This is a genomic window from Sorangium sp. So ce1036, assembly GCF_051369805.1.
GTDB classification, from domain to species: domain Bacteria; phylum Myxococcota_A; class Polyangia; order Polyangiales; family Polyangiaceae; genus Sorangium; species Sorangium cellulosum_F.
In genome coordinates, this window is sequence record NZ_JBBMOX010000001.1 from 6,307,300 (window position 1) to 6,329,566 (window position 22,267).

A 22,267-nucleotide genomic window follows, 5' to 3' on the forward strand; every position below is an offset into this window, starting at 1 on the left:
CGCCTGATGCATGTGGGGCTCGGGACGACCATGACCTCCACGATACCGTCTCCACCGCACGCGGCGCGTACGCGGCGAGCGGGCGGGCGCCGCGCCGCTTTTCCTTTCCGGGCTCCGCCCGCATGACGAATGATGCGGGACCAACATGACGAGGGGAGCGCGGGAGGCTCGCGGGTGACGCAGGGATCGAGGCGGTGCTGGCCGGGGGCGCTCGTCGCGGTGTCCCTGCTCGTCGCGACGCCGTCGGCGCACGCGCAGCCTCAAGGTGCGCCGCTCCGCATCCATGTGCGGGGGAGCGCGCAGATCGACGCGGTGGCGTGGACCGAGCCCGACGGGTTCGTGGTGCGCGGCAGCGTCGTCGACGACGCGCGGAGCGCGCTCGCGGGGGCGCCGATCTCCATCCAGGCGATCACGGCCGGCGGCGCGCCCGTGGCGCTCCCGATCGCGGAGGGGTGCGCGGCCGACGGCGCGGCCCGCGCCCGCGAGCACCGCGCGTCTCGGGACGGGTACGTGATCGTGACGGACGAGCGGGGCGCGTTCTGCCTCAGAGGGCGCGCGCCGCTCGCGAACGCGACGCTGCGCGTCCGCTTCGCGGGGGGCAAGCTCCACGGCGCGGCCGAGGCCAGGATCCCCGTCGAGGCGCTCGCGGCCCCGCTCTCGTCCGTGATCCTCAGGTTCGATCCGCCGCTCGACGCGATCGATCTGGATCGCCAGTCCGAGACCGTCACCGTGGCGCTCCGGATCGACCGCAGCGGCGCGCGGGGGCCCGCGCGCGGAGCGCTGCTCGAGCGCGAGCGCCTCACCATCGCGCTCGAGGACGAGCGGGGCGTGAAGCTCGCGGAGGCCGCGACCGGCGGCGACGGCCGGGCGCGGTTCGAGCTCGACACAGGGCGCCTCGACCGCCCCGGGCGAGGCGCGCTGCGCGCGCGCTTCGACGGCGGCGCCACGCTCGCGAAGGCGAGCGTCACGCAGGCGATCGTCCGGCACGCTCAGGTGACGCTCGCGCTCTCGCACCCGCTCGAGCCGGCGCGCGCGCAGGAAGGCGTGCCGATCGACGTCGAGGTGAGCTCGTCGCGCGGCCCGGTCGACGGCGGCGTCGTCGAGGCGCTGCGCGCGGGCGAGCCCGTCGGCGCAGCGGCCGTCACGTCGGGCAAGGCGCGGGTCATCGCCGCGTTCACCGCCGAGCGCGAAGGGACCGTCCCGCTCTCTCTGCGGTACGTGCCCGCGGCGCCCTACTGGCTCCCCGGCCCGGAGCTCGCGATCGACGTGCCCGTCGCGGGCCCGGGCGTGTGGCGGCAGATCGCGCTCGGCGCGATCGTCCTCGCCGTCGCGGGCTGGGTGCTCGGCGGCTGGCGCCGCGCTCCGAAGCGCGCGGCGGCGGAGCGCGCGAAGGAGCCGAAGGCCGCGGCTCCGCCCGGCCGCGCGGGCGTGCGGATCATGGGGCCGAGCGAGCGCGCGACCGGCTGGCGCGGCGCCGTCGCCGACGCGCACGACGGCACGCCCATCGCGAGGGCGGAGCTCACGATCGTCGTGCCCGCGTTCGACGGCAGCGGCGTCGTCGCGCGCGCGTCGACCGACGACGCCGGCGAGTTCGAGATCGAGGCGGAGCACCGGAGCGACGCGAGGCTCGTGGTCCGCGCGCCGACGCACAGCAGCTACGAGCAGGCGCTCCCGCCCCCCAGCACGCTGGCCATCGCGCTGGTCACGCGGCGGCGCGCCGTGCTCGATCGCCTCGTCCGCTGGGCGCGGCGGCAGGGCGCGCCGTTCGAGGGGCCGCCGGAGCCGACGCCCGGGCACGTGCGCCGCGTGGCGAGCCGGGTCCAGCAGCACGACGTGGAGCGCTGGGCGACCCGGATCGAGCACGCCGCGTTCGGGCCCGCTCCCGTCGACGAGCGGCTCGAGGAGGACCTCGGCGCGGAGGAGCCGAAGCCCGGCGTCTCGCAGCTCACCCCGTGAGCCGAGCGCTCGGGCCCGCGGCGGCTGCGGCGCCGCCGCAGCCGCCGCGCCGGGCGTGCTGACCTGGCGCTCCGATGGCCAGATCGACGCTGCCCGACGAGCGCACGTTGACGTACGGGACGCGTCCCATATAGTCGGCTCCCCCGCCGGAGAACGCCAACGTGGAAATCGCCCTAATTATCGTCGGCCTCATCGTGGTGGCCGCGATCGTCTACTTCGTCACGAAGAAGGCGGCGCCACCCGAGATCGAGGCGTCCCCCGAACCGAAGAAGCTTCCCGAGAAGGCGAAGCCGCCCGCGGACAGACCGCGCGCCGAGAAGAAGCCTCCGGCGGAGAAGAAACCTCCGGCGGAGGAGAAGCCCCCGGTCGAGGAGGCGCCTCCCGCGGAAGCGAAGGAGGAGCCGCCCGCGGCGGCGCCGGCCCCTGTCGAGGAGCCCGCCGCGCCGCCGCCCGCCGCCGAGGCGGCCGCTCCCGTGCCCGCCGTCGAGGAGCCGCCGCCCGCGGTGGTCGAGGCGCCGGCCGAGAAGCCGGTCCAGCGGCCAGCGCGGGAGACCGCGCCCCCGGCCGCGCGCAAGCGCGACGTCGAGGGGCTCCGCAAGGGCCTCACCAAGGTCCGGGAGAGCGAGGGGTTCTTCGGCCGGCTCAAGGCCCTCTTCGCCGGCAAGAAGGAGATCGATCCGAACGTCGTCGAGCAGATCGAAGAGGTGCTGCTCACCTCGGACGTCGGCGTGAAGACGACAGAGCTCCTGCTCGACGAGATCCGCGCGGCGCTCAGCAGGAACGAGCTCGCCGACACGGACAAGGTCTGGGACGCGCTGCGCGAGCACGCGGCGAGGATCCTCCGCGTCGGCGCCGGCGGCGGGCTCTCGCTCAAGGCCGAGCCCACCGTGGTGATGGTGGTCGGCGTGAACGGCGTCGGCAAGACGACCACGATCGGCAAGCTCGCGACGCAGCTCAAGGCCGAGGGCAAGAAGGTGGTGCTCGCCGCGGGGGACACGTTCCGCGCCGCGGCGGTGCAGCAGCTCAACGTCTGGGGCAAGCGCGTCGGCTGCGAGGTCGTGCGCGGCAAGGACGGCGCGAACCCGGGCGCGGTGATCTTCGACGCGATCCAGAAGGCGAAGGAGACGGGCGCCGACGTGGTGCTCGCCGACACGGCCGGCAGGCTGCACACCAAGACGAACCTCATGGAGGAGCTCGCGCGGGTCGCCCGCACGATGAACAAGGCGATGGAGGGCGCGCCCCACGAGACGCTGCTCGTGCTCGACGCCACGAACGGGCAGAACGCCATGCAGCAGGCCGCGCTCTTCAAGGAGGCGCTCCCCCTCACCGGCATCGTGCTCACGAAGCTCGACGGCACCGCCAAGGGCGGCGTCATCCTCGGCATCTGCGCCGAGCACGGGTTGCCCGTGCGCTACGTCGGCATCGGCGAGCGCGCCGAGGACCTCCGCGAGTTCGAGCCCGACGAGTTCGTCGAGGCCATGCTCGGGCGCGCCAACGGCGCCGAGGACGCCGCCGCCTGACGAGGGCGCGGCGCCTCCGACCGATCGCGCGCTCACCGCCCAAACACTCCTATCGACATCGGTCCAAGAAACGGGCGATGATCCGGGCGCTCCTCCGGCTCGCCCGCCGCCCCCCTGCCACGGAACGACCAGGAGGCGCAATCGACATGCGCCCCCTCGGTGAGCGCACAGGAAGATCCGATCATGCGGTCAATCTGCAACGAATCCGATCGTCGACTCGCGGATGTCGGCTCGGGTGCACCGGGCGCGCCTCGCGGGAGCTCGCCCGGCCGCCGATGGCTTCAGGATTTGGTTGTTGATCCTTTTATTTTCGACGTGATATAGTCCCTCGGGCTTGGCGGTTGGCCGATTTGTTCAATAAATTCGAGTAGTTAGGGAGCTGTACTACCTGGGCGATCGATGCTCGCATCGCACGGACTTCGGAAGGGATGGCGATGAACCAGGCTCGCGTGGGGCTTCTCGTTGCGGCTGCGCTGGTTGCGGTGCCGCTTACGGCGTCGGCTCAACCAAATGCAAATGAGCAACCCAAGGAAATCAACCTCGACGAGCCAGAGACTCCTGCCGAGGGCACGGAGCCGGGCGAGGCGCCCGAGGCCGGCGCCGAGGGCGAGGTCGGAGCCGAGGGCGAGGTTGACGAGGATGCGGGGCTTGGGGACATCTGTAAGATCGACCCGTCGGCTTGCCCTACGATCGACCTGAACAAGGAAGCGGCGCGCGAGCTGAACCTCGAGACCTACGCGGTGCAGCAGATCTACGCGCTGCGCTATCACCGCTTCGAGGTGAACCCCTACTTCGGGCTCACGATGAACGACCAGTTCGTCGGGCACAACGGTCCGGGGCTCGCGGTCAACTGGTATCTCACCAACGTCCTCGCGATCGGCGTCAACGGCAACTGGTACGCCGGCCTCAACACGCCGTCGGACTTCAACTTCCAGACGAGCAGGGCGGCGCGTGTCGGTGAGCCGATCACCGAGTATCAGTGGAACGCGAACGCGAACTTCACCTACGTCCCCGCGTACGGCAAGTTCGCGGGATTCAGCGACTTCATCTTCCACTACGACTTCTTCGTGCTGGGGGGTGTCGGCGCGATCTCGACGCGTCCCATGGCGGTCGTCGATCCGGACAACCGCACGTTCGACTGGAAGCCGAAGCTCGCGTTCCACGTCGGCGGCGGCCTCCGCATCTTCTTCAACCGCTGGTTCGCGGCGATGTTCGAGGTCAGCGACTACATCTTCTTCGACGAGCTGGAGAACCCCGCGGTCGATAGGAACAACCCCCAGGATGAGAGTACGTGGCTCGCCGAGGGGACGAGCTTCACCAACAACGTGCAGGCGCAGGTCGGATTCTCGGTCTTCCTGCCGTTCTCGTGGGAGTATCGGCTGCCGAAGTAGGGCCTTTGGACGTGGGGACGCGCGGACGCCGAGCGCGAGACATAGGATGATTCAGCCAAAGACGGGGACAGGCATGATGCGTCGATTCGTCCAAAGCCTCTGCACCGTGGTGGCAGGGCTTACCGGCTGTGCACTTCTGATGACGGCCGCGCCTGCGGAGGCGCAGGAGATTCAGCTTACGGGCCCGCTGGCCGGCGCGCCCGCCGTGCGGCGCCTCAGGCTGCACCGTGACGGGCGGTTCGAGATCGCGCCCGGCGCATCGTTCACGCTGCTCGACGAGTACCAGCGCACGATCATGCCGGGCCTGCGGCTCACCTACCACCTCACGGACTGGCTCGGCATCGGCGCCTGGGGCGGCTACGGGTTCCAGTACTCGACCGGGCTCACGGATGAGCTCCAGCGGGTGGCCATCGATCAGCGAAACTGCGCCGAGCGGTCGTTCACGAAGGCGTGCCAGCTGACCCGGGTCAACCTGACGCGGGGCGACCTCACGGAGGACCAGCTCGGCAGGATCCAGTGGGTAGCGGCCCCGCAGGTCACGGTCGTGCCCTTCCGCGGCAAGCTGGCGCTGTTCGCGGAGCTCTTCGTGGACACCGACGTGAGCTTCTTCGCGGGCCCGGCGTTCATCGGGGTGCAGGAGCGCAAGCAGTGCACCACCAACTGCGCGGAGACCTTCGGGCTCGAGAGCCGGATGGCCCTCGCGCCGACGTTCGGCCTCGGCTGGAATTTCTATCCGGGCGACTTCATCGGCTTCGGTGTGGAGTGGCGCGCCCTGCCGTTCTCGTGGAATACTTCGGGCTTCGACAACCGCGGGCTCGGTACGGATGAGGCGTTCCCGGACCGCAAGGTGGACGACAAGGACCGCGAGTTCCACTTCACCAGCATGGTCACCGTGAACGTCAGTGTTCAACTCCCCGCCACCATCAAGTCGACGGAGTAGGCGGCCGCGCCGGCCGGGTTGACCGCGCCGGCTCGCCCGGGACGGCCCGGGCAGGCAAACCCATCTGTCGGGCGCTGTTCGCTCGGCTTCCGGCGGTGGCAATCGGCAGCGATCGCCGGGCAGCTCCGACCACGGCGGCGGGACAGCCACCAGAGGTCAGCGTTGGGTATTTTCGATTTTCTCCGCAAGAGCAATCCCCCTCCCGGAGGCGCTCCCTCCGACAAGAAGGTGGCCGGGCCGGCCAGGGTCGTCGCGGACAAGCGCGCTCAGACGTACGACCGCCACGAGGCCATCCAGACGCTCGCCGCGATGAAGAGCGCCGATGCGGCGGCGGCGCTCCTCCGGCGCTTCACCTTCTCGATCGACCCGTCCATCACGGATCAGGAAGAGAAGGAGCTGGCGTTCCGGGGGATCGTCGACACCGGCAAGGACGCGGTGGCCGCCGTGGTCGAATTCTGCGTCAAGGCAGAGGCGCTCACCTGGCCGCTCAAGATCCTGCGGGAGCTGCTCGACGAGGCCGACTACCGCAGCGAGCTCATCCGTCTGCTCGGGCGCTTCGACACGGAGTACGCGCGCAACGTCGAGCCGAAGCAGCAGATCATCGTCGCGCTGGGCGATCTCAAGGGCGATGACGTGCGGAGCGCGGTGGAGCCGTTCCTCGAGGACGTCAACGAGACGGTCCGGTTCCACGCCGTGCAGACCCTCTTCGCTCAGGAGACCCAGGCGAGCGTGCCGGCGCTGGTGAAGATGCTCGCCGCCGAGGAGTCGGTCCGGGTGAAGAACAAGGTCGCCGAAGGCCTGATGAACCGGGGCTGGACGGTTCCAGCCGAGCTGCGCGACAGCGCGAATCAAGCGCTCCAGGACTCGAGCGGCTTCAGCGTGGCTCCGGACGGCAGGGTCCGGAAGGGCGCTGGATACGGCTGACCGACACGCGACGACGAGCCCACCCTTCCCGCGATCGGGTTGACAGCATCGGCGCGCGTGAACGACACTCCGCCCCATGCTTGTTCAGCCCAGGGCGGCTGCTGAAAGCGCAAGATCGCGCCGGGTGTCCGGCACAGGACGAAAGCGAGCGCAGAGTTCGTGAGTGAGCACCGCTCGTCGATGGCGGAGCTTCCGTCACGACTCCATGGGACATGCCCCTGCTCCGGCGAGACGCGGAGCAGCGGGTCGGGCGAGTTGCACAGGCGGCGCCGGAAGGGGCGGCGCTCGCCGCTGGCGTCCGCGCTGACCGCCGCCTGCATGTTGCCCTGCGCGCTCGCCGCGCGCGAGGCCGGCGCGGCGGACTTCGAGATCGAGTCGACCACGGCCGCCCAGGCGTACGAGGTCGCGAGCCCCTGGGGGGACACGAACATCGAGCGGAGGCGTCTCATGCAGACGCTCGGGTTCTCGGTCTACAACATCCAGGGCGATTTCACCCCGGGCGAGGCCGATTACTCGGTGACCATGCGGCTCCGGCTCGACGCGGACTTCGGGGTGAACGGCCACCTCGAGGGGGCGCAGCGAGGCGGCGAGACCGATTACGGGGTCGCGGGCGGCTCGCGTTACATCCCGGGCCTCTACGAGGCGCCGCTCGACCTGATGTACGCCTACGCCGAAGGCCGGAACCTCGCCGGCGGGTGGCTCGGTTTCCGGGTCGGCCGGCAGTACGTGAGCGACGTGCTCGGATGGTGGTCGTTCGACGGCGCGCTCGTCCGGGTGACCACCCCGTATTACGTGCAGATCGAGGCCTACGGCGGGCTCGAGCAGCGCGGCGGCCTGCCGCTCTCGACGTCGCGCTTCGAGCGGCAGGGGGTCTGGCGCGGCAGCCACAGCGGCTACGGCGAGGACGCGAGCCGGCCGGGGAGCGCGACCGACTTCCCGTCGTACCACGAGGCCCAGCTGGCCCCGGCGTTCGGCGCCGCGCTGGAGAGCGCCGGGCCGAGCTTCCTCCACAGCCGGCTGAGCTACCGGCGCGTCTACAACCTGGGGACGACGATCACCCAGCAGTTCCCGCATCGCGGCGGAGGCTACCGGACGGTCAAGGGGATGCGGCTCTCGCAGGACCGGCTCGGGTACGCCGCGGACGTCAACCTGCCGAATCTCGGCGGGATCAAGGGCGGATTCACCTACGACCTCTACAGCCAGCTCGTCGGCTCGTTCTACGGCGGCCTGGAGGTGTACGCCGGCAGCCGCGTCACGCTGGGCGCGGACGTCGACTACTTCGTGCCGACGTTCGACGCCGACTCGATCTGGAACTGGTTCACCCACGATCCCATCACGACGATCACCGGACGGGCGGCGGTCGACATCACCCGCGAGCTGGATCTCGCCGCCTGGGGCGGCGTGCGGATGTGGAGCGCCGAGGGGAACCCGGAGGAGTTCGGCGCCGGCCAGTGCGAGGCCGCGAACCAGCCGGCGGACTGCGTCGGGCAGGTCTCCCTCGATCCGGCGGACGACAGGGATCTCCGGGCGTTCTCGCGCGACGAGGAGAACCGCGCCGTGAGCGTCACGACCGACGTGCTCGCCAACCTCGCGGGCCGCTATCGCACGCGCACCGCGGCGGTCGAGCTCCGCGGCATGTTGCAAACGGGCGAGCGCGGCCGGCGGACGGGGGCCGATCTCTCGGGGGAGAAGCGGCTGAGCGGGCAGCGCTACGCGCTCGGCGCGCGGGTGTCGCTGTACAACTGGGAGGATCCGCTCAGGCCGGACCGCGGCGCGACCTCGTTCGGGTACGTGCTCGGGGCCGGGTACCGGCCGGGCGAGGTCGCCGATTTCAAGCTCGAGTGGGAGCACGACATGAACCGGCTGGTAGGCCAGCGCTTCCGGGTCGTCGGCCTCGTGAACCTGCGGGTGGCGCCGTGAGCGAGCATCACATGGACGCAAGACAGGACGGCCGGCGCAGCGCCCGGCGGGACCAGACGAGGTTCGTCCCCGGATGGGTCGCGATCCTCGCGTGCCTCGGCGCGCTGGCGCTCGCGATCGTGGGCCCGGAGGCGGCCGCCCAGCCGAAGCGGCCGGCGGAGCGCGGCGGCGAGGCGACGGCCGCGGAGGACGCGGAGCAAGACGACGCCGGCGAGGACGACGCCGGCGAGGACGACGCCGAGGCCGAGGGCGAGGAGGCGGCGCAGCAGCCGCCGCCCGGAGGGTACACGTCGGGCCTGTACCCGATGCCCGACGACGCCGAGGTGCCGCTCGCCTGGATGCCGCCCGGGACGAGCGCGACGCCGATCCCGAGCGACGAGATCTACCCCCCGCAGACGATCACGATCCGCTTCAACCACAAGAAGCACGTGAAGGGTCTCCGGCAGACGTGCCGGTCGTGCCACGAGGGGGCGTACACGAGCGGCGCGGTAACGGATCGGCTGCTGCCCAGGCCGGCGCAGACCTGCGACAACTGCCACGACGTCGATCACTCGGACCTCACCCAGGTGAAGGCGGGCACGAACGAGAACGGCCAGTGCGCCTACTGCCACATCGGCGAGGACGCGGGCAGCGGCGGGAAGGTCGCGCCGCTCATCCTGCCGCACGCGAACCTGCGCTTCCCGCACAAGAAGCACACGGACCGCAACATCAAGTGCAGCCAGTGCCACGGCAAGGTCGACCGGCTCGAGCTCGCCACCCGGGAGCAGCTGCCCCGCATGGCCGGCTGCTTCACGTGCCACAACATGAGCGGCGCGGCGCAGGGCGACGCGAAGAGCGACTGCGACGTGTGCCACCTGACCCAGCCCGACGGCCGGCTCATGACGGCGTTCTCCACGGGCGACCTGCTGCCGCCCCGGTGGCTGCACAACGCGGCGCACACGCCCGACTGGCTCGAGCGGCACAAGCAGATCGCCGCGAACGACAGCGCCTTCTGCGGGACGTGCCACACCGAGAGCTACTGCACAGACTGCCACGACGGGAAGATCCGTCCGCGCACGGTCCACCCGAACGACTTCCTCTCGATGCACCCGCAGGCGGCCCGGCAGGACAATCCGCGCTGCGTGACCTGCCATCAGGAGCAGACGTTCTGCGCGGACTGCCACCGCCGGACGGGCGTGGCGCGCGACGCCCCGAGCGCCGCTCGGCCCGCCGGCCGCCGCTTCCACCCCCCGCCGGCCGAGTGGACGTCCGCGCCGCGCGGCGCGAAGCACCACGCCTGGGAGGCCGAGCGAAACCTGAACGCGTGCGTGTCCTGCCACACCGAGCGGGACTGCGCGACCTGCCACGCGACCCGGGGGCTGTCAGGCGGGCAAGGGCTGAACCCGCATCCGCTCGGTTTCGAGAGCAAGTGCAGGACGGCGCTCTCCAGGAACCCGCGCCCGTGCCTGGTGTGCCATCAGTCGAACGACTCGTCCCTGAAGCGTTGCCGATGAAAAGTCAAAATCGGACAGTATATTCCTTGCCCTGGCCTTCCGGCGACGGGTATAGCGAAGTGCGCGCGGCTTCCCTAACGAACGCCGCGAACGCCAAGGAGAACGGGCGTGAAGGAGCTGATCAAGTACCTGATCGACAACCTCTATCTCGATTTCCAGGGGGAAATCACGCTGGAGACAGTGCGGGGCTTCCTCCGCGAGGACGACGGACGGGAGGCGCGGCAACTTTTGTCGAAGCTCATCGAGGAGAAAGGGGTCGACGACATGCTGATCACGCTGGCCGACTGTCTCAAGGAGCACATTCAGACCGGGGTCAACGAGAAGGTGGTCCGCGAGCAGCTCTCGCTCTACGCCGAAAGCTGAGCGGCCCGGCCCAGGCGGCGCGCCTCGCTCCCCTCTCCTTCTGCCTGCACGCGGCGCTCGCGACGGCGGGCTGCGATGTGGGAGAACCTTCGATCCAGCCGGTCGACGCACCTCCGGTCCAGCTGATCGAGGTGCGCGCGACGACCGGCCTCGACGACGACTACCGTCCCGTCCGCACCGCGCTCGATCCGGGCGGCTCCACCCAGGTGCTGTCGACCGCCAGCTTCGTGCTGAAATTCGACCGCTTCCTGCTGCCCGGCGCGGTGGGGCCGAAGCTCGGCCCCGAGTCGCTGTGCGTCTCGGGGGATCTCGCGACCCAGGTCCGGAAGTACGCCGACTGCGTCAACCCGGTCCCGCTCGCGCCCACGTACAACCCCGTCCGGCGGGAGGTCACCTTCCGCCAGACCGACGGGGCGCCGCGCCTCGCCCCGGGGACCCGCTACGCGCTCACCGTCCTCGGGCCCGTGGACGAGTCCGCTCCTTCGGGTATCCGCGCCTTCGACGGCGCGCCCCTGCGCGAGAACGTGCGGATCGAGTTCACGGTGGCGGCGGCCGACCCGCCTCAGGCCATGCCGGAACGCCAGCCGACGGGCGACTTCTACTGCTACCGGGACCCCGAGTGTGTCGCGGCCATGTGCGCGACCGATCCGGTGTGCGCCCAGTGCAGCGTCGGCGGCGTGGCGATTTTCCTCACGGGCTGCTCGGGGTGCCACAACGGCACGGACGCCGCCGCGGGCCTGGACCTGAACCTCGGGGCGCCGCAGTTCAACGAGGTCGAGAACCTCCTGGCGACCGCGATCGGGCACGCGGCCCACCAGACCCAGACGGGCGAGCGCGCCCACGTGGGCGAGGAGAGCCCGGATCGCTTCGGCACGGCCATGCCGCTCATCGATCCGGGAGATCCGGGGAACAGCTATCTCCTCTACAAGATCCTCATCGGGCAGAACGCGGTCGATCCCACCTTGAGCCCCGACCAGGCCGAGCAGCTTCGCGACGAGGTCGATCGGCTGCGCGCCGGGTTCGTCATGGGGATGCCGATGCCGCCGACGGGCGCCTCGTTCAAGCTCTTTGCCAGCGACCCGGCGGACCCGTCCCTGGTGCCGCACGTGGACGGGATGGACATCCTGACCGCGTGGATCCTCGACGGGGCGGAGCCGCGCGACTGCTCCGCCGCACCGCCCGCGCCCTGAGCGCGCCCGCGCGCCGCCCCCTCGCCCTCAGACCACCCGGTTCCGGCCGCCACGCTTCGCGTGATAAAGCCGCTCGTCCGCGCGGCGGTAGAGCTCCATCGGCGAGACCGGCGCGTCCGGCGTGACGCCGGCGACGCCGAAGCTCGCGGTCGCGGCGATCTCGTCCTCCTCGAAGCGGAACGGCGTGCGCTCGACGAGGGCGCGCAGCTTCTCGGCCACCAGGCGCGCGCTGTCGATGGAGATCTCCGGGAGGAGCAGCGCGAACTCCTCCCCGCCGACGCGGGCGAGCACGTCGTCGCGCCGCACGTTCGCGGCGGAGAGCGCGGCGAGCTGGCGGAGCACGGCGTCGCCCGCGAGGTGCCCCCGGGTGTCGTTGATGCTCTTGAAATGATCGATGTCGAACAGGATGAGCGAGAGGTGGCGGTGATAGCGGCAGGCGCGCGACACCTCCCGCTCGAGCGCGACCTCGAACGAGCGCTTGTTGTGGACCTGGGTCAGCCCGTCGAAGGTCATCAGGCGGTAGATCTCTTCGTGGTACGAGAGCTCGACGTTCCCCCCCTGGATGAACTTGAAGATCGTCCGCCCGATCTTGACCTGGTCCCCGTCCCTGAGGGAGCGCTCGTCCACGCAGGCGTCGTTCACGTACGTGCCGTTGGTCGAGCCGAGGTCGCGAACCACGTAGCTCCCGCCGTTCCACGAGATGCGCGCGTGGCGGCGGCTCACGGCCTCGTCGTCGAGCGGGATGTCCGTCTGGATCGAGCGCCCGCACTCGATCGCCCCGGTCCCCAGCGGGATGCGGCGCCCGAGCTCCGTGCCGTAGATGACGACCAGACACGCGGTGCCCGGCTCGACCGGGAGCGCCGGCGGCGCGATGGAGGCGCAAGTGACGAGCGTCTGCCGAGGATCGTTGTCGTGCTTCGCCACGCTGGAGGAGCCAAGTACACCAGAGCCAGCTCTCCAGTTCAACGCGCGCCACGCGCCGCGCATGGTAGGCTCGTGCCATGAAACGCTGCGGTTTCGGGCGGATGCACCTCGTTGTCATGACGGCGGCGGGGCTCGCCGCCCCGCTGAGCGGGTGTGGTCAGAGCGCGCCGCCGGGCGACGGCGGTGAGCACGCCGGCGCGCCCGGAGAGGCGGAGATCGTCACCCTCTTCCCGGACGCCGCGCCGCTCCCGGGCCAGACCGAATGCAAGGTCGTCATCCGGACCGGGCTCACCGTGAGCTCGGCGCAGCACGTGTCCCCGTGCACGCCCGTCCAGTACGCGACCAATCCTCCCAGCGGCGGCGACCACTGGGCCATGTGGGCGGCATACAAGAGCTATGAAACGCCGGTCCCGCGGGAGATCTACGTGCACAGCCTGGAGCACGGCGCGATCGTCCTCGCCTACCGGTGCCCGCCGTCCGGGTGCGCGGAGGTGAAGGCGCTGCTCGAAGCGGTGCGGGCCGGGGCCGCCTCCGATCCGAGGTGCCTCGTCTCGCCCGGCGGACCGGAGGCGCGCCTCGTGGTGACGCGCGACGAGGCGCTCGACACCCCCGTCGCCGCCGCCGCCTGGGGCGCCACGTACACCGCGACGTGCCTCGACGAGCCGTCGCTCGTGCGCTTCGTGGCGGATCACTACGCCGCCGGCCCGGAGGACACGTGCAGCCTGCTGGGCGCTGTCGACGTCGACGATCCGGCGGGCGGCGCGCCGAGCTGCGGCGGCGCGGCGGACGGCGATGGCGCGACCGGCGCGACCGGCGGCGGCCCTGCCGGGCCGTAACTGAGTTGACAGAGGCCCCTCCGCCCCGGGAGCATCCAGGGATGCTCGAGCCGTCGAACCTGACACCCAGGTTGGCAGAGCGCTTCCGGCTCTTGGAGCTCGCCGGCTCCGGTGGGTCGGCGGAGGTCTGGAGGGCCGCCGATCAGGAGCGTGGCGGCGTCGTGGCGCTGAAGATCGAGCGGCGCGGGCCGACGTCGGGCGCGACCGAGGAGCAGCGCGTCGCGGCGAGGCGGGCGCTCGCGCGCGAAGCGCTGCACGCCGCGCTCGCGCTCTCGCCGCGCCTGCCAGAGCTCGTCGACGTCGGCTGGCTCGCCGCGCGGGCCGGCCGCGCGCGCGTCGTCGAGGCCCCCCCCGGCGAGGAGGCGCGCGCGTTCGTGGCGATGCGCTGGGTCGAGGGGCAAGCCCTCGCCGAGGTCGTGCGCGGGCTGCCCGCTGGCGAGCGCGCGGCGTTCGCGCTCGCGGTCGCGAGAGACGCGGGCGAGGCGCTCGGCGACCTGCACGGCATCGGCCTGTCGCACGGCGACCTCAAGCCGGAGAACCTGATCCTCACTCCGGAGGGGCGCATCGGCGTGATCGATCTCGGCCTCGCCGGCTCGATCCATCAGACCGCCGTCCAGGGAGCGACGCTCCGGTACATCGCGCGGAAGGACGCGGAGCTCGGAGACGCTCGGGCGAGGGATCTCCTCGCGCTCGGGGCGCTGCTCGCCGAGATCGCCTTCCCCGACGTGGCCGCGGCGGAGGATCCCATCGAGGCGGCGCGCGCCGCGCTGGCGTCAGCGCGCGCGGCGGGGCACCCGGTCGCCACCCTCTGCAGGGCCCTGCTGTCGCCCTGTCCCACGGCGCGCCCGCCGTCGGCGTGGGTGACCGAGTCGGCGCGGGCCGCGCTGGCCGGCGCGCGGCAAGCGCGGGCCGCGCTCGCGGACAGCCCCGCGGGGCGCGCCGTCCTCGACCCCGACGCGGCCGGCGCGGAGCGCGATCGGCAGGACCGCGACGCGCGCCGCGTGCGGGCCGCGTACCTGCGCCTGCGACGGCACGAGCTCGAGGGGGCCCTCGGGGTGCGCGACGACGTGGCCACCTGGCTCGCGGACGCGCTCGCGATGGCCCAGCGGGCGCGCGCGATCGCCGGCGCGGTGCCCCGCGAGGGCGGCGACGCCGCGCGCGCGGGCGCGCCCCGCGGCGACGCGCCGTGGCTGGGGCGGCTCGGCCCGGATCGCGTCGCGCGGTGGCTGACCGCCCTGGTGGGGACGAGCGCCGCGGCGTGGCCGATGGCCGCCATCGCGGCGGCGCCGGAGCGCGCGATCGCGGACGCGCTCGTGGCCCTGGCGCGGCAGATCCCGCCGCGGGTGTGGACGTTCGCCGACGTGGAGGCGGCCGTGCTGGGGAGCGGCGCGCGGCGAGGGAGCGCGGCGGCGGCGCGGCGCGAGCCCCGCGCGACCAGCCCGGGCGGCCTCGGCGCGGCGGAGGCGGCGGAGCTCGCGATCGCGATCGCGCGGGTGCCGCCGGATCCGCTCGCGATCGAGGCGATCGAGCGGCGCGATGACGCGCCCGCCAGCCTGGTCGTCGCCGCGGCCAACGCGCTCCGGCTGCACGGCGATCTCGGGCGCGCGCGGAGCCTCATGCTGCGGCCGTGCGCGCAGGGCGCGGGCGAGGCCGGGGCGCTCGCCGCCGAGGTGCTGCGGCGCGCTGGCGATCGCGCGCTCGCCGAGGAGCGGGCGCGCGCCGTCATCGAGGCCGGCGCGGACCCGGAGGGGCGGGCGCGCGCGGTGCTCGCGCGCGTCGCGATCGACGCGGGGGCGCTCGACGCGGCCGAGGCGTTCGCCGGCGAGGCGGTGACCGCGCCGCTCTGCGAGGTGCGCGCGCTGCTCGCGGTGCTGCGCGGCGACGCCGCGCGGGCGCTCGCGGAGGTGGCGCGAGGCGAGGCGCTCGCGAGCTCCGCCGAGGAGCTCGCGCGGATCCTGGCCGTGCGCGGCTACGCGTGGCACGCGAGCGACCCGGCGCGCGCGCACGCGTCGTTCAGCGCCGCGGTGGACTACGCCGTCCGCGCCGGGGCCGTGGTCGAGGAGGCGACCTACCGGACGGGCGAGGCGGCCGCGGCGGTGGATCTCGGCGACCTCGACGGCGCGATCGCGACGTCGACGCGCGCCGCGCTGCTCTGGGAGCACCTCGGCCGGCCGGCCCAGGGGGCGCGCGCGCTGCTCGCGTGCGCCGCCGCGTACGCCACCGCGGGCCTCGCGCACGAGACCTGCCGGATCGCCGAGGACGCGATCGCGAGGGCCCGCGAGGCCGGCGACACGAGGGCGGAGGCCTACGCGCTCTGGGCGATCGCGGACGTCGCGGCCGCGCGCGGAGACGGCGCCTCGAGCGTCCACGCCGGCGCGCACCCCGGCGCGCGCGAGGCGGTCTCGCGGGCCGCCGCGCTCCTCGCCGGCGGCCCCGCCGAAGACGAGCTCCGGGCGGCGGCGCGCCTCCTGCGCCACGGCGCGGGCGAGCTCACGGACGCGCGCGTCGAGGAGCTCGACCAGCTCGCGAGCGGCCCGGACCTCCCGGCGGCCGCGCGGCTCGACTGGTGGGGCGCCCGCGCGGCCCGGGCGCTCGACGCGCACGACGAGGCCGCGGCGCTCGACGCGCCGACCGGCGCGCCGCGGCCGACGCCGCAGCGCGGCCGCGCCGAGCGGGTCCTCGCCGCGCTCGCCGCGCTCGCGGGCGCCCGCGCGCCGATCGCGGCGCGCGGCCCCGCGCTCGCGGCGGCGCACGCGCTCGCGGTCGGGACGGGGCAGACGGACGTCGCGCACCGGCTGCTCGCGGCGCTCGCCGAGGCGGCGCGCGAGCTCTGCCTGCGCAACCCGGAGGCGGGCTCGGCCGGGGCCTCGGCCGCGTCACCCCGCGCGCCGGAGCTGGCCGGCGCGGTCCGCTCGCTGCCGTGGGTCGCCCGCGCGCGCGCGCTGCCGGAGAGCGGGCTCCGGCCCGAGCAGGCGCGCGATCTGGAGCTGCTCGTCGCCGCGCTCGGCGAGCGCGAGCGGCTCTCGACGCTGCTCGACCGGGTCGTCGACGCGCTCGTGCTCTGGACCGGGGTCGAGCGGGGGCTGCTGCTCCTGCGCGCCCCGAACGGGCGCCTCGTCCCGCGGGCCGCGCGCAACCTGGCGCGCTCCCACCTCGGCGCGGAGCAGCGCGAGCTCTCGGAGACGCTCGCGCGGCGCGCCCTCCTGGCGCGCGAGCCGGTGGTGGCCGTCGACGCGGCGGGGGAGCTGCCGAGCGTGCACCGCAGCGTGCACGCGCTGAAGCTCCGGAGCGTGCTCGCGGTGCCGCTCATCGCGCGCGGCGAGGCGCTCGGCGTCGTGTACCTCGACGACCGCGTGCGCCGCGGCGCGTTCGGCGCCCAGGAGCTCCGGTGGGCGCGCGCCATCGCGTCGGTGGCGGCGCTGGCGATCTCGGACGCGCACGCGCAGGTGAAGCTCCGCCGCGCCGCGCGCCGCGCGGAGCGCGCCTCGGCGCGGCTCGCCGAGGCGCTGGCGCGGCGGGAGGCGGAGCTCGACGCGGCGGCGACCGAGCTCGCCAGGGCGCGCGGCGGGCGCGACACGCGCTACCGCTACGACGCCATCATCGGCGAGAGCGAGCCGGTCCGCGCGATGCTGCGGCTCGTCGATCGCGTGACCGCCGCCGACGTGCCGGTGCTCCTCTGCGGCGAGTCCGGCAGCGGCAAGGAGCTCGTCGCGCGGGCGATCCACCAGAACGGCCCGCGCGCGGCGCGCCCGTTCGTGAGCGAGAACTGCGGCGCCATCCCGGAGGGGCTCCTCGAGTCGGCGCTGTTCGGCCATGTCCGCGGCGCGTTCACGGGCGCCGAGCGGCCCCGCGCGGGGCTCTTCGAGGTGGCGGATCAGGGCACGCTGTTCCTCGACGAGATCGGCGAGATGAGCCTCGCCATGCAGGCGAAGCTGCTCCGCGTCCTCGAGGACGGGCTGGTGCGGCCCGTCGGCTCGGAGCGGGCGCGCAGGGTGGACGTGCGCATCATCGCCGCCACCCACCGGGACCTGGAGGCCCTGGTCCGCGCCCGCGCCTTCCGCGAGGATCTGCTGTACCGGCTGAACATCATCACCATCCGGGTGCCGCCGCTGCGCGAGCGCGCGACCGACGTGCCGCTCATCGTCCAGCACTTCATCGAAAAGCACGGTCGCGCCCCGATCCGGGTCACGCGGGGGGCGATGGAGCGCCTGATGACCTACGGGTGGCCTGGCAACGTGCGCCAGCTCGAGAACGAGATCCGGCGGGCGATCGTGCTCTGCGACGGGACCATCGAGCGGGACCACCTGTCGCCGGAGATCGCGCAGGGCGGCGGCGCCGCGCCGCGCGAGCCCGGCCTGAACGTCCGCGCGCGCATCGACGCGCTGGAGACGGAGCTCGTGCGCGACGCGCTCGAGCGCACGCGCGGGAACCAGACGCAGGCGGCCAAGCTGCTCGGCCTGTCGAGGTTCGGGCTTCAGAAGATGATCAAGCGGCTCGCGATCGACGCGTGAGCGGGCGACGCGTGAGCGGGCGACGCGTGAGCGGGCGACGCGTGAGCGGGCGACGCGTGAGCGGGCGACGCGTGGGCGGGCGCCCGCGCGCCGCCCAGGGCGCGCTCAGTCTCGCTCCGCGAGGACGGTGGCGTCGCGCAGGATCGCGGAGATCCCCTCGTCGTTCGCCTCGTAGTAGCCGCGGATCACCCCCTCGCGATCCACCAGCACCAGGCGCTCGCCGTGGAAGATGCTGAAGAGGCCAGGGCTCGACTCCTCCTTGCCCATCGCGATCTTGAACCCCTTGATGACCGTCGACTCGATCTGATCGAGCGGCCCGGTCAGGAGCGTCCAGCGATCGAGCGGCAGCCCTTGCGACGCGGCGTACGAGGCGAGCACCTCCGGCGTGTCGGTCTCCGGGTCCACCGTGATCGTCACGAGGTGCAACGCGTCGCCGAGATCACGCCCCCGCTGCTCGATCTCCTTCATGCGCTGCGTGAGCTTGGGACATACCGTGGGACAGGTCGTGAAGATGAAATCTGCGATCCACACGCGGCCCCGGAGCTGCTCCAGCCCGAACCGCTGTCCCCGATGATCGGTGAGCTCGAAGGCTGGCAGAGGGATGCGGAGCGCCGGCTCGGGAGGGCGGCTGAGAACCGCGCGCCCGATCGAGAAGAGGGCCACGACGGCGACGATCGCGATCCAGAACAGCGGCCGCTTGGCGAGCGCCTCGATCCGCGACCGGGGCCTGCCGCCGCGCCGGGACGGAAGCGACGCCACGGCGGTCTCCGCGGCCAGAGGAGCGCCGTTTGCCTGGCGCGTCGGCTCGATGGACACCATCCGCGGACGCTAAGAGCCGGTCCCCGGCGAGTCAAGGCGACGAGGCTCGCTCAGGCGCCGACCATCAACGCTGCGAAGAGGAGCACCAGGTAAAGCATGGAGGCGAAGAAGACCTTGCGCGCCCAGCGATCGCCGACACCCGCGCGGAGGCCACAGGCGCCGAGCGCGAAGAACGCGCCCCCGAGGACGAGCGCGGCGCCGAGATAGACAGGGCCCGCGACGCCCAGCGGGACGAAGAGCACCGAGGCCAGCACCAGCAGCGCGAGATAGCCGACGATGTGGAGCCACGTTGTGCGATCTCCCTTCTCGGCGGGCAGCACCTTGAGCCCCGCGCGCTGGTACTCGCCGCGACGGAACAGCGAGATCGCCAGGAAATGCGGGATCTGCCAGAGGAACATGACCGCGAAGAGCATGAATCCAGGCGCGTCGATCCGCCCGGTGACGCTCGTCCAGCCGAGCAGCGGCGGGATGGCGCCGGGGATCGCGCCGATCGGCAACGCGAGCGTCGTGCGGCGCTTGAGCGGGGTGTACACGAGCACGTAGCTGAGGAGCGCCAGCGCCGCGAGGGCGCCCGTGGTCGCGTTCACCGCGATGAACAGCAGCGGTATCGAGGTGGCCGAGAGCGCGATCCCGAACCAGAGCCCCACCTCGGGCGCGAGCCTCCGCGCGGCCAGGGGGCGGTTCTTCGTCCGCTCCATCAGCCGATCGGTGTCCCGCTCGATGTACATGTTGAGCGCGTTCGCGCCCGACACGACGAGGACCGTCCCGAGCAGCGCCAGCGCGAGCTGCGTCGCAGGCACCGCGGCGCGGTCGATCGCGGCCTCTCCGGCGAGGCCGTCGCGGAGATAACGGCTCGCGACCCACATGCCGCCGAGCATCGTGGCGACCACCATCCGCGTGATGCGCGGCTTGGTGAGGCTCACCAGATCGGCCGCGACCTTGACGAGCGGACGCGCGCTCGTGGGGAGCGCGCCGTCGTCGCTCGCGGACGGCTCGGCCTGACGGACGTAGGGGACCGGGGGCTGCTCCGTGGCCTGCTCGGCGCTCATCGTCACGCGCTCACCTTGCTGCCGTGCCCGGCGCGCGCGCCCTGCGCCGGCCCGATCTCCTGGAGGGCCTCTGTGTGCGAGACAGTCAGGGCGGATTTCAACATCACTGCCGGAGCGCGAGAGGCGGGGATGAACAGCATCTGGGCCGGGACACTAGCGCGCACAACGCGGCTCGGGGAGTCGAGTTCGTCGGTCGTCGCCCGCCTCCCTTTAGGGCACGAGTCGCCCTGCGGCAACCGTCGCGGCGCGCCCCTCCCCGCGCTGGGCCTCGCTCGAACCTGGAACGGTCGATCCTCTGCGCTGCACGCCGCCGACCGAGCGGCCTCGGGTGTTGTGCCGCCCACCGCCGCCGACGCGGCCGGGGACCTCACCCCATGCCCTGGAACTTCGTCCTTGTCCTCCGCGGGATGGGGCTCGGTGCCAGCATGCGTGAGCGAGACCTGGGCAGGCCTGTCGGCCGCCACCTCGACATTCTTCAGGTCGTAACGGGGGTGCCGCGCCTCGAGCGTGGACTCGTCATGAGGGACCTTATCGAGCGTGAAGGCGCCGTCATCACCGCTTCACGGCGAACAGCGGATGATCCGTCACCACGACAAGGCCGCGCATCCACCGGTGAACGTCGCACGTGAAGGGCGCTCAACGCGCGTCGTCGCCCGCGTCCACCTGACGAGGCCCCGCGGTATCCGGCTTTCCGGCGGGCGGCGCGCCCGAGGCGCGCTCGCGCTCGGTCGCGAGGACGGCAGCCCAGAAGCCTCGCTCGTCGCGCGCGGCGAGCGCGACGCACAGGGCGGCGATCACCAGCGAGAGGGCGCCGAGCGGCACCTCGGGGGCGCTGCGCGCGATGAGCAGCAACGCGAGCGCGCCGCCCAGGGCGGGGAGCCGGGGCGGCGCGGCGAGCGCGAGCGCGGCGACCGCCACCGAGAGCGCGGCGGCGAAGAGCTGCATCGAGAGCGGCACGGCCGGGACCGGGCGGGTGAGCAGGCGATCGAGCGCGCGGCGGAAGAGCGACTCGATCATGGAGGCGTCGTCGCCGGCGCCCGCGAGCGCCGCCCGGGTGGCCAGGAGCGCCGCGGCGAGCGCGGCGATCGAGAGCGGGCTGGCGAGGCGCGGCGCCGGCCGCGGCGCCTCGGCGCCGCGCGGCCGCGGCTCGGAGGACGCGCCGAGCGCCACCGTCCCGACGAGGACGGCCAGCACGTCGAGCGCGAACGCCGCGGTCGCGACGGAGCTCGTCGCGCCGGCGAGCGCCTTCGAGCCGCGCTCGTTCGCCCAGAGGGCCAGGAAGACGCCCACGAGCCGCACCATCGCGGAGGCGCCGACGAGCCCGAGCGCGCCCGCGACCGGGCGCATGAACGGGACGCGGAGCGCCTCCCAGGCGCTGCCGAGCGCGAGGACCGCCGCGCTCACGCCGATGAGCGCGGCGGAGAGATCGGGCACGCGCTGCACCGTCGCCTGCAGGACGACGAGGATCACGAAGCTGCCCGCGACGATCGCGGAGATGCGCAGCGCGTGGGAGATGCGGCTCCGCAGGACGGCGCCGATCAGCGCCATGGCGACGACGACGGCGCCGATGGCGAAGAGCTGCGACGCGCCCGCGCCGGCGAGCTCGACCGCCCGGGCGGCGCGCTCGATGCCCACCGCCAGGCCCACGGTGGCGGGCGCGACCATGCGGCCCAGGATCATCGCGAGCAAGGCGAGGACGGCGAGCGGCCGGATCAGCCGGAGCACGGGCAGGCCGGCGAGCGGCGGCCGCTCCGCCCCGGGAGGCCGCCGCTCGGCGGGCGGCGCGGCGCCGCCGTCCTCGCGAGGAGGTGACGCAGAGGGGGCCGGCGCGGCGGGGGGAGGGGCGCTCTCGGAGGGAAGATCGATGTTGAGGAGCATGAAAGGACGCCGGTCGCTCAGCCCTTGTCCCAGGCGCGGGGAGCGTCGAGATCGGTGAAGATCGCGGCGGCCGCCGAGGCGTTGATCAGGTCCTGCATCCGCTTGCCGCCGGCCTCGTCCACGATGCGGTCGTCGTACTCGTCCGCGAGCACCGACAGGTCCCGCAGGGCGACGAGGATCTCCTCGGCGTCGAGCGTCTCGCCCCCGAGCAGCGTGTGGGCGATGACGACGCACGAGCCCTGCGCGACGTAACCGAACGCGCCGAAGCGGATCCGCGCGTTCAGGCGGAGCAGCTTCATCGCGAGATCCGGCGTCATCTCGACGCCGTGGGCGAGTTGCGCGACGAGCCGCACCAGGGCGCGATCCGGCTCCCAGGGCAGGACGTGGAGGTAAACGTACGCGGTCCCCTGCCGGACGACGTAGAACTGCGGCTCGATCCGGGCGAACGCCGGAGAATTCGCGAGCGTCGCCTCGATGCGTGTGTTGGTCACCTGAACGGCCGCGGTCGAATCCTTCGGCATGGCGCGCAGGATACCTCGCCGCGGTCCTCGTG

The 22,267-nt window shown here is 73.1% G+C and carries 16 protein-coding genes; 11 read left to right on the forward strand and 5 right to left on the reverse strand.

What is annotated here, in order from left to right:
* Window positions 1-174: 174 nt before the first annotated feature.
* The 9 genes from WMF31_RS23720 (at window position 175) to WMF31_RS23760 (ending at window position 11,697) form a co-directional block, all read left to right on the forward strand.
* Entirely contained in the window at window positions 175-1,956 is a 1,782-nt protein-coding gene (locus WMF31_RS23720) for a carboxypeptidase regulatory-like domain-containing protein (RefSeq protein WP_436604125.1), read from the forward strand.
* Between the two features lie 161 nt (window positions 1,957-2,117).
* Window positions 2,118-3,476: a signal recognition particle-docking protein FtsY gene (ftsY, locus tag WMF31_RS23725; protein ID WP_436604126.1), complete on the forward strand. Its 1,359-nt coding sequence runs from the start codon at window positions 2,118-2,120 to the stop codon at window positions 3,474-3,476.
* A gap of 482 nt (window positions 3,477-3,958) precedes the next feature.
* On the forward strand, window positions 3,959-4,867 hold the full coding sequence (locus tag WMF31_RS23730) for an outer membrane beta-barrel domain-containing protein (protein ID WP_436604127.1): 909 nt from the start codon (window positions 3,959-3,961) through the stop codon (window positions 4,865-4,867).
* 139 nt (window positions 4,868-5,006) lie between these two features.
* Window positions 5,007-5,807 carry a hypothetical protein gene (locus WMF31_RS23735; protein ID WP_436604128.1) on the forward strand — a complete coding sequence of 267 codons (801 nt, stop codon included), beginning with the start codon at window positions 5,007-5,009 and terminating at the stop codon, window positions 5,805-5,807.
* 162 nt (window positions 5,808-5,969) lie between these two features.
* Window positions 5,970-6,731 (forward strand): HEAT repeat domain-containing protein, encoded by a 762-nt coding sequence (locus tag WMF31_RS23740; protein WP_436604129.1) that lies wholly within the window; start codon window positions 5,970-5,972, stop codon window positions 6,729-6,731.
* A gap of 318 nt (window positions 6,732-7,049) precedes the next feature.
* On the forward strand, window positions 7,050-8,651 hold the full coding sequence (locus WMF31_RS23745; RefSeq protein ID WP_436604130.1) for a hypothetical protein: 1,602 nt from the start codon (window positions 7,050-7,052) through the stop codon (window positions 8,649-8,651).
* A gap of 11 nt (window positions 8,652-8,662) precedes the next feature.
* The gene (locus WMF31_RS23750) at window positions 8,663-10,144 is read left to right on the forward strand and encodes a cytochrome c3 family protein (protein WP_436604131.1); all 1,482 of its coding nucleotides are present in this window, start codon (window positions 8,663-8,665) and stop codon (window positions 10,142-10,144) included.
* A 108-nt stretch (window positions 10,145-10,252) separates the two neighbouring features.
* Window positions 10,253-10,507, forward strand: coding sequence for a hypothetical protein (locus WMF31_RS23755; protein WP_129347329.1), 255 nt, complete (start codon window positions 10,253-10,255; stop codon window positions 10,505-10,507).
* 77 nt (window positions 10,508-10,584) lie between these two features.
* Window positions 10,585-11,697: a hypothetical protein gene (locus WMF31_RS23760; protein ID WP_436604132.1), complete on the forward strand. Its 1,113-nt coding sequence runs from the start codon at window positions 10,585-10,587 to the stop codon at window positions 11,695-11,697.
* Between the two features lie 27 nt (window positions 11,698-11,724).
* Here WMF31_RS23760 and WMF31_RS23765 read toward each other — a convergent pair whose 3' ends face one another.
* Window positions 11,725-12,621, reverse strand: coding sequence for a diguanylate cyclase (locus tag WMF31_RS23765; protein WP_436604133.1), 897 nt, complete (start codon window positions 12,619-12,621; stop codon window positions 11,725-11,727).
* A 77-nt stretch (window positions 12,622-12,698) separates the two neighbouring features.
* Here WMF31_RS23765 and WMF31_RS23770 point away from each other — a divergent pair, with 77 nt between their 5' ends.
* Together WMF31_RS23770 and WMF31_RS23775 are read left to right on the forward strand one after the other, a co-directional pair.
* Entirely contained in the window at window positions 12,699-13,457 is a 759-nt protein-coding gene (locus tag WMF31_RS23770; RefSeq protein ID WP_436604134.1) for a DUF3105 domain-containing protein, read from the forward strand.
* A 41-nt stretch (window positions 13,458-13,498) separates the two neighbouring features.
* Window positions 13,499-17,968: a sigma 54-interacting transcriptional regulator gene (locus WMF31_RS23775; protein ID WP_436604135.1), complete on the forward strand. Its 4,470-nt coding sequence runs from the start codon at window positions 13,499-13,501 to the stop codon at window positions 17,966-17,968.
* A 105-nt stretch (window positions 17,969-18,073) separates the two neighbouring features.
* Here the strand turns inward: WMF31_RS23775 and WMF31_RS23780 are convergent, their stop codons facing one another.
* From WMF31_RS23780 to WMF31_RS23795, 4 genes are all read right to left on the reverse strand, one after another.
* Complete coding sequence (locus WMF31_RS23780) at window positions 18,074-18,727, reverse strand: SCO family protein (protein ID WP_436604136.1); 654 nt, start codon at window positions 18,725-18,727, stop codon at window positions 18,074-18,076.
* A 110-nt stretch (window positions 18,728-18,837) separates the two neighbouring features.
* On the reverse strand, window positions 18,838-19,836 hold the full coding sequence (gene cyoE, locus WMF31_RS23785) for a heme o synthase (RefSeq protein ID WP_436606589.1): 999 nt from the start codon (window positions 19,834-19,836) through the stop codon (window positions 18,838-18,840).
* 636 nt (window positions 19,837-20,472) lie between these two features.
* The gene (locus WMF31_RS23790) at window positions 20,473-21,714 is read right to left on the reverse strand and encodes a hypothetical protein (protein ID WP_436604137.1); all 1,242 of its coding nucleotides are present in this window, start codon (window positions 21,712-21,714) and stop codon (window positions 20,473-20,475) included.
* A 17-nt stretch (window positions 21,715-21,731) separates the two neighbouring features.
* Window positions 21,732-22,235, reverse strand: a complete 504-nt coding sequence (locus WMF31_RS23795) for a T3SS (YopN, CesT) and YbjN peptide-binding chaperone 1 (protein WP_436604138.1) — start codon at window positions 22,233-22,235, stop codon at window positions 21,732-21,734.
* Between the last annotated feature and the right edge of the window lie 32 nt (window positions 22,236-22,267).

Excerpts from the sequence above, each read along its gene's own strand:
- WMF31_RS23795 (WP_436604138.1), bottom strand. The coding sequence starts at position 22,235 with ATGCCGAAGGATTCGACCGCGGCCGTTCAGGTGACCAACACACGCATC.
- WMF31_RS23750 (WP_436604131.1), top strand. The coding sequence starts at position 8,663 with ATGGACGCAAGACAGGACGGCCGGCGCAGCGCCCGGCGGGACCAGACG.
- WMF31_RS23790 (WP_436604137.1), bottom strand. The coding sequence starts at position 21,714 with ATGCTCCTCAACATCGATCTTCCCTCCGAGAGCGCCCCTCCCCCCGCC.
- WMF31_RS23770 (WP_436604134.1), top strand. The coding sequence starts at position 12,699 with ATGAAACGCTGCGGTTTCGGGCGGATGCACCTCGTTGTCATGACGGCG.
- WMF31_RS23745 (WP_436604130.1), top strand. The coding sequence starts at position 7,050 with ATGTTGCCCTGCGCGCTCGCCGCGCGCGAGGCCGGCGCGGCGGACTTC.
- WMF31_RS23735 (WP_436604128.1), top strand. The coding sequence starts at position 5,007 with ATGACGGCCGCGCCTGCGGAGGCGCAGGAGATTCAGCTTACGGGCCCG.
- cyoE (WP_436606589.1), bottom strand. The coding sequence starts at position 19,836 with ATGAGCGCCGAGCAGGCCACGGAGCAGCCCCCGGTCCCCTACGTCCGT.
- WMF31_RS23775 (WP_436604135.1), top strand. The coding sequence starts at position 13,499 with ATGCTCGAGCCGTCGAACCTGACACCCAGGTTGGCAGAGCGCTTCCGG.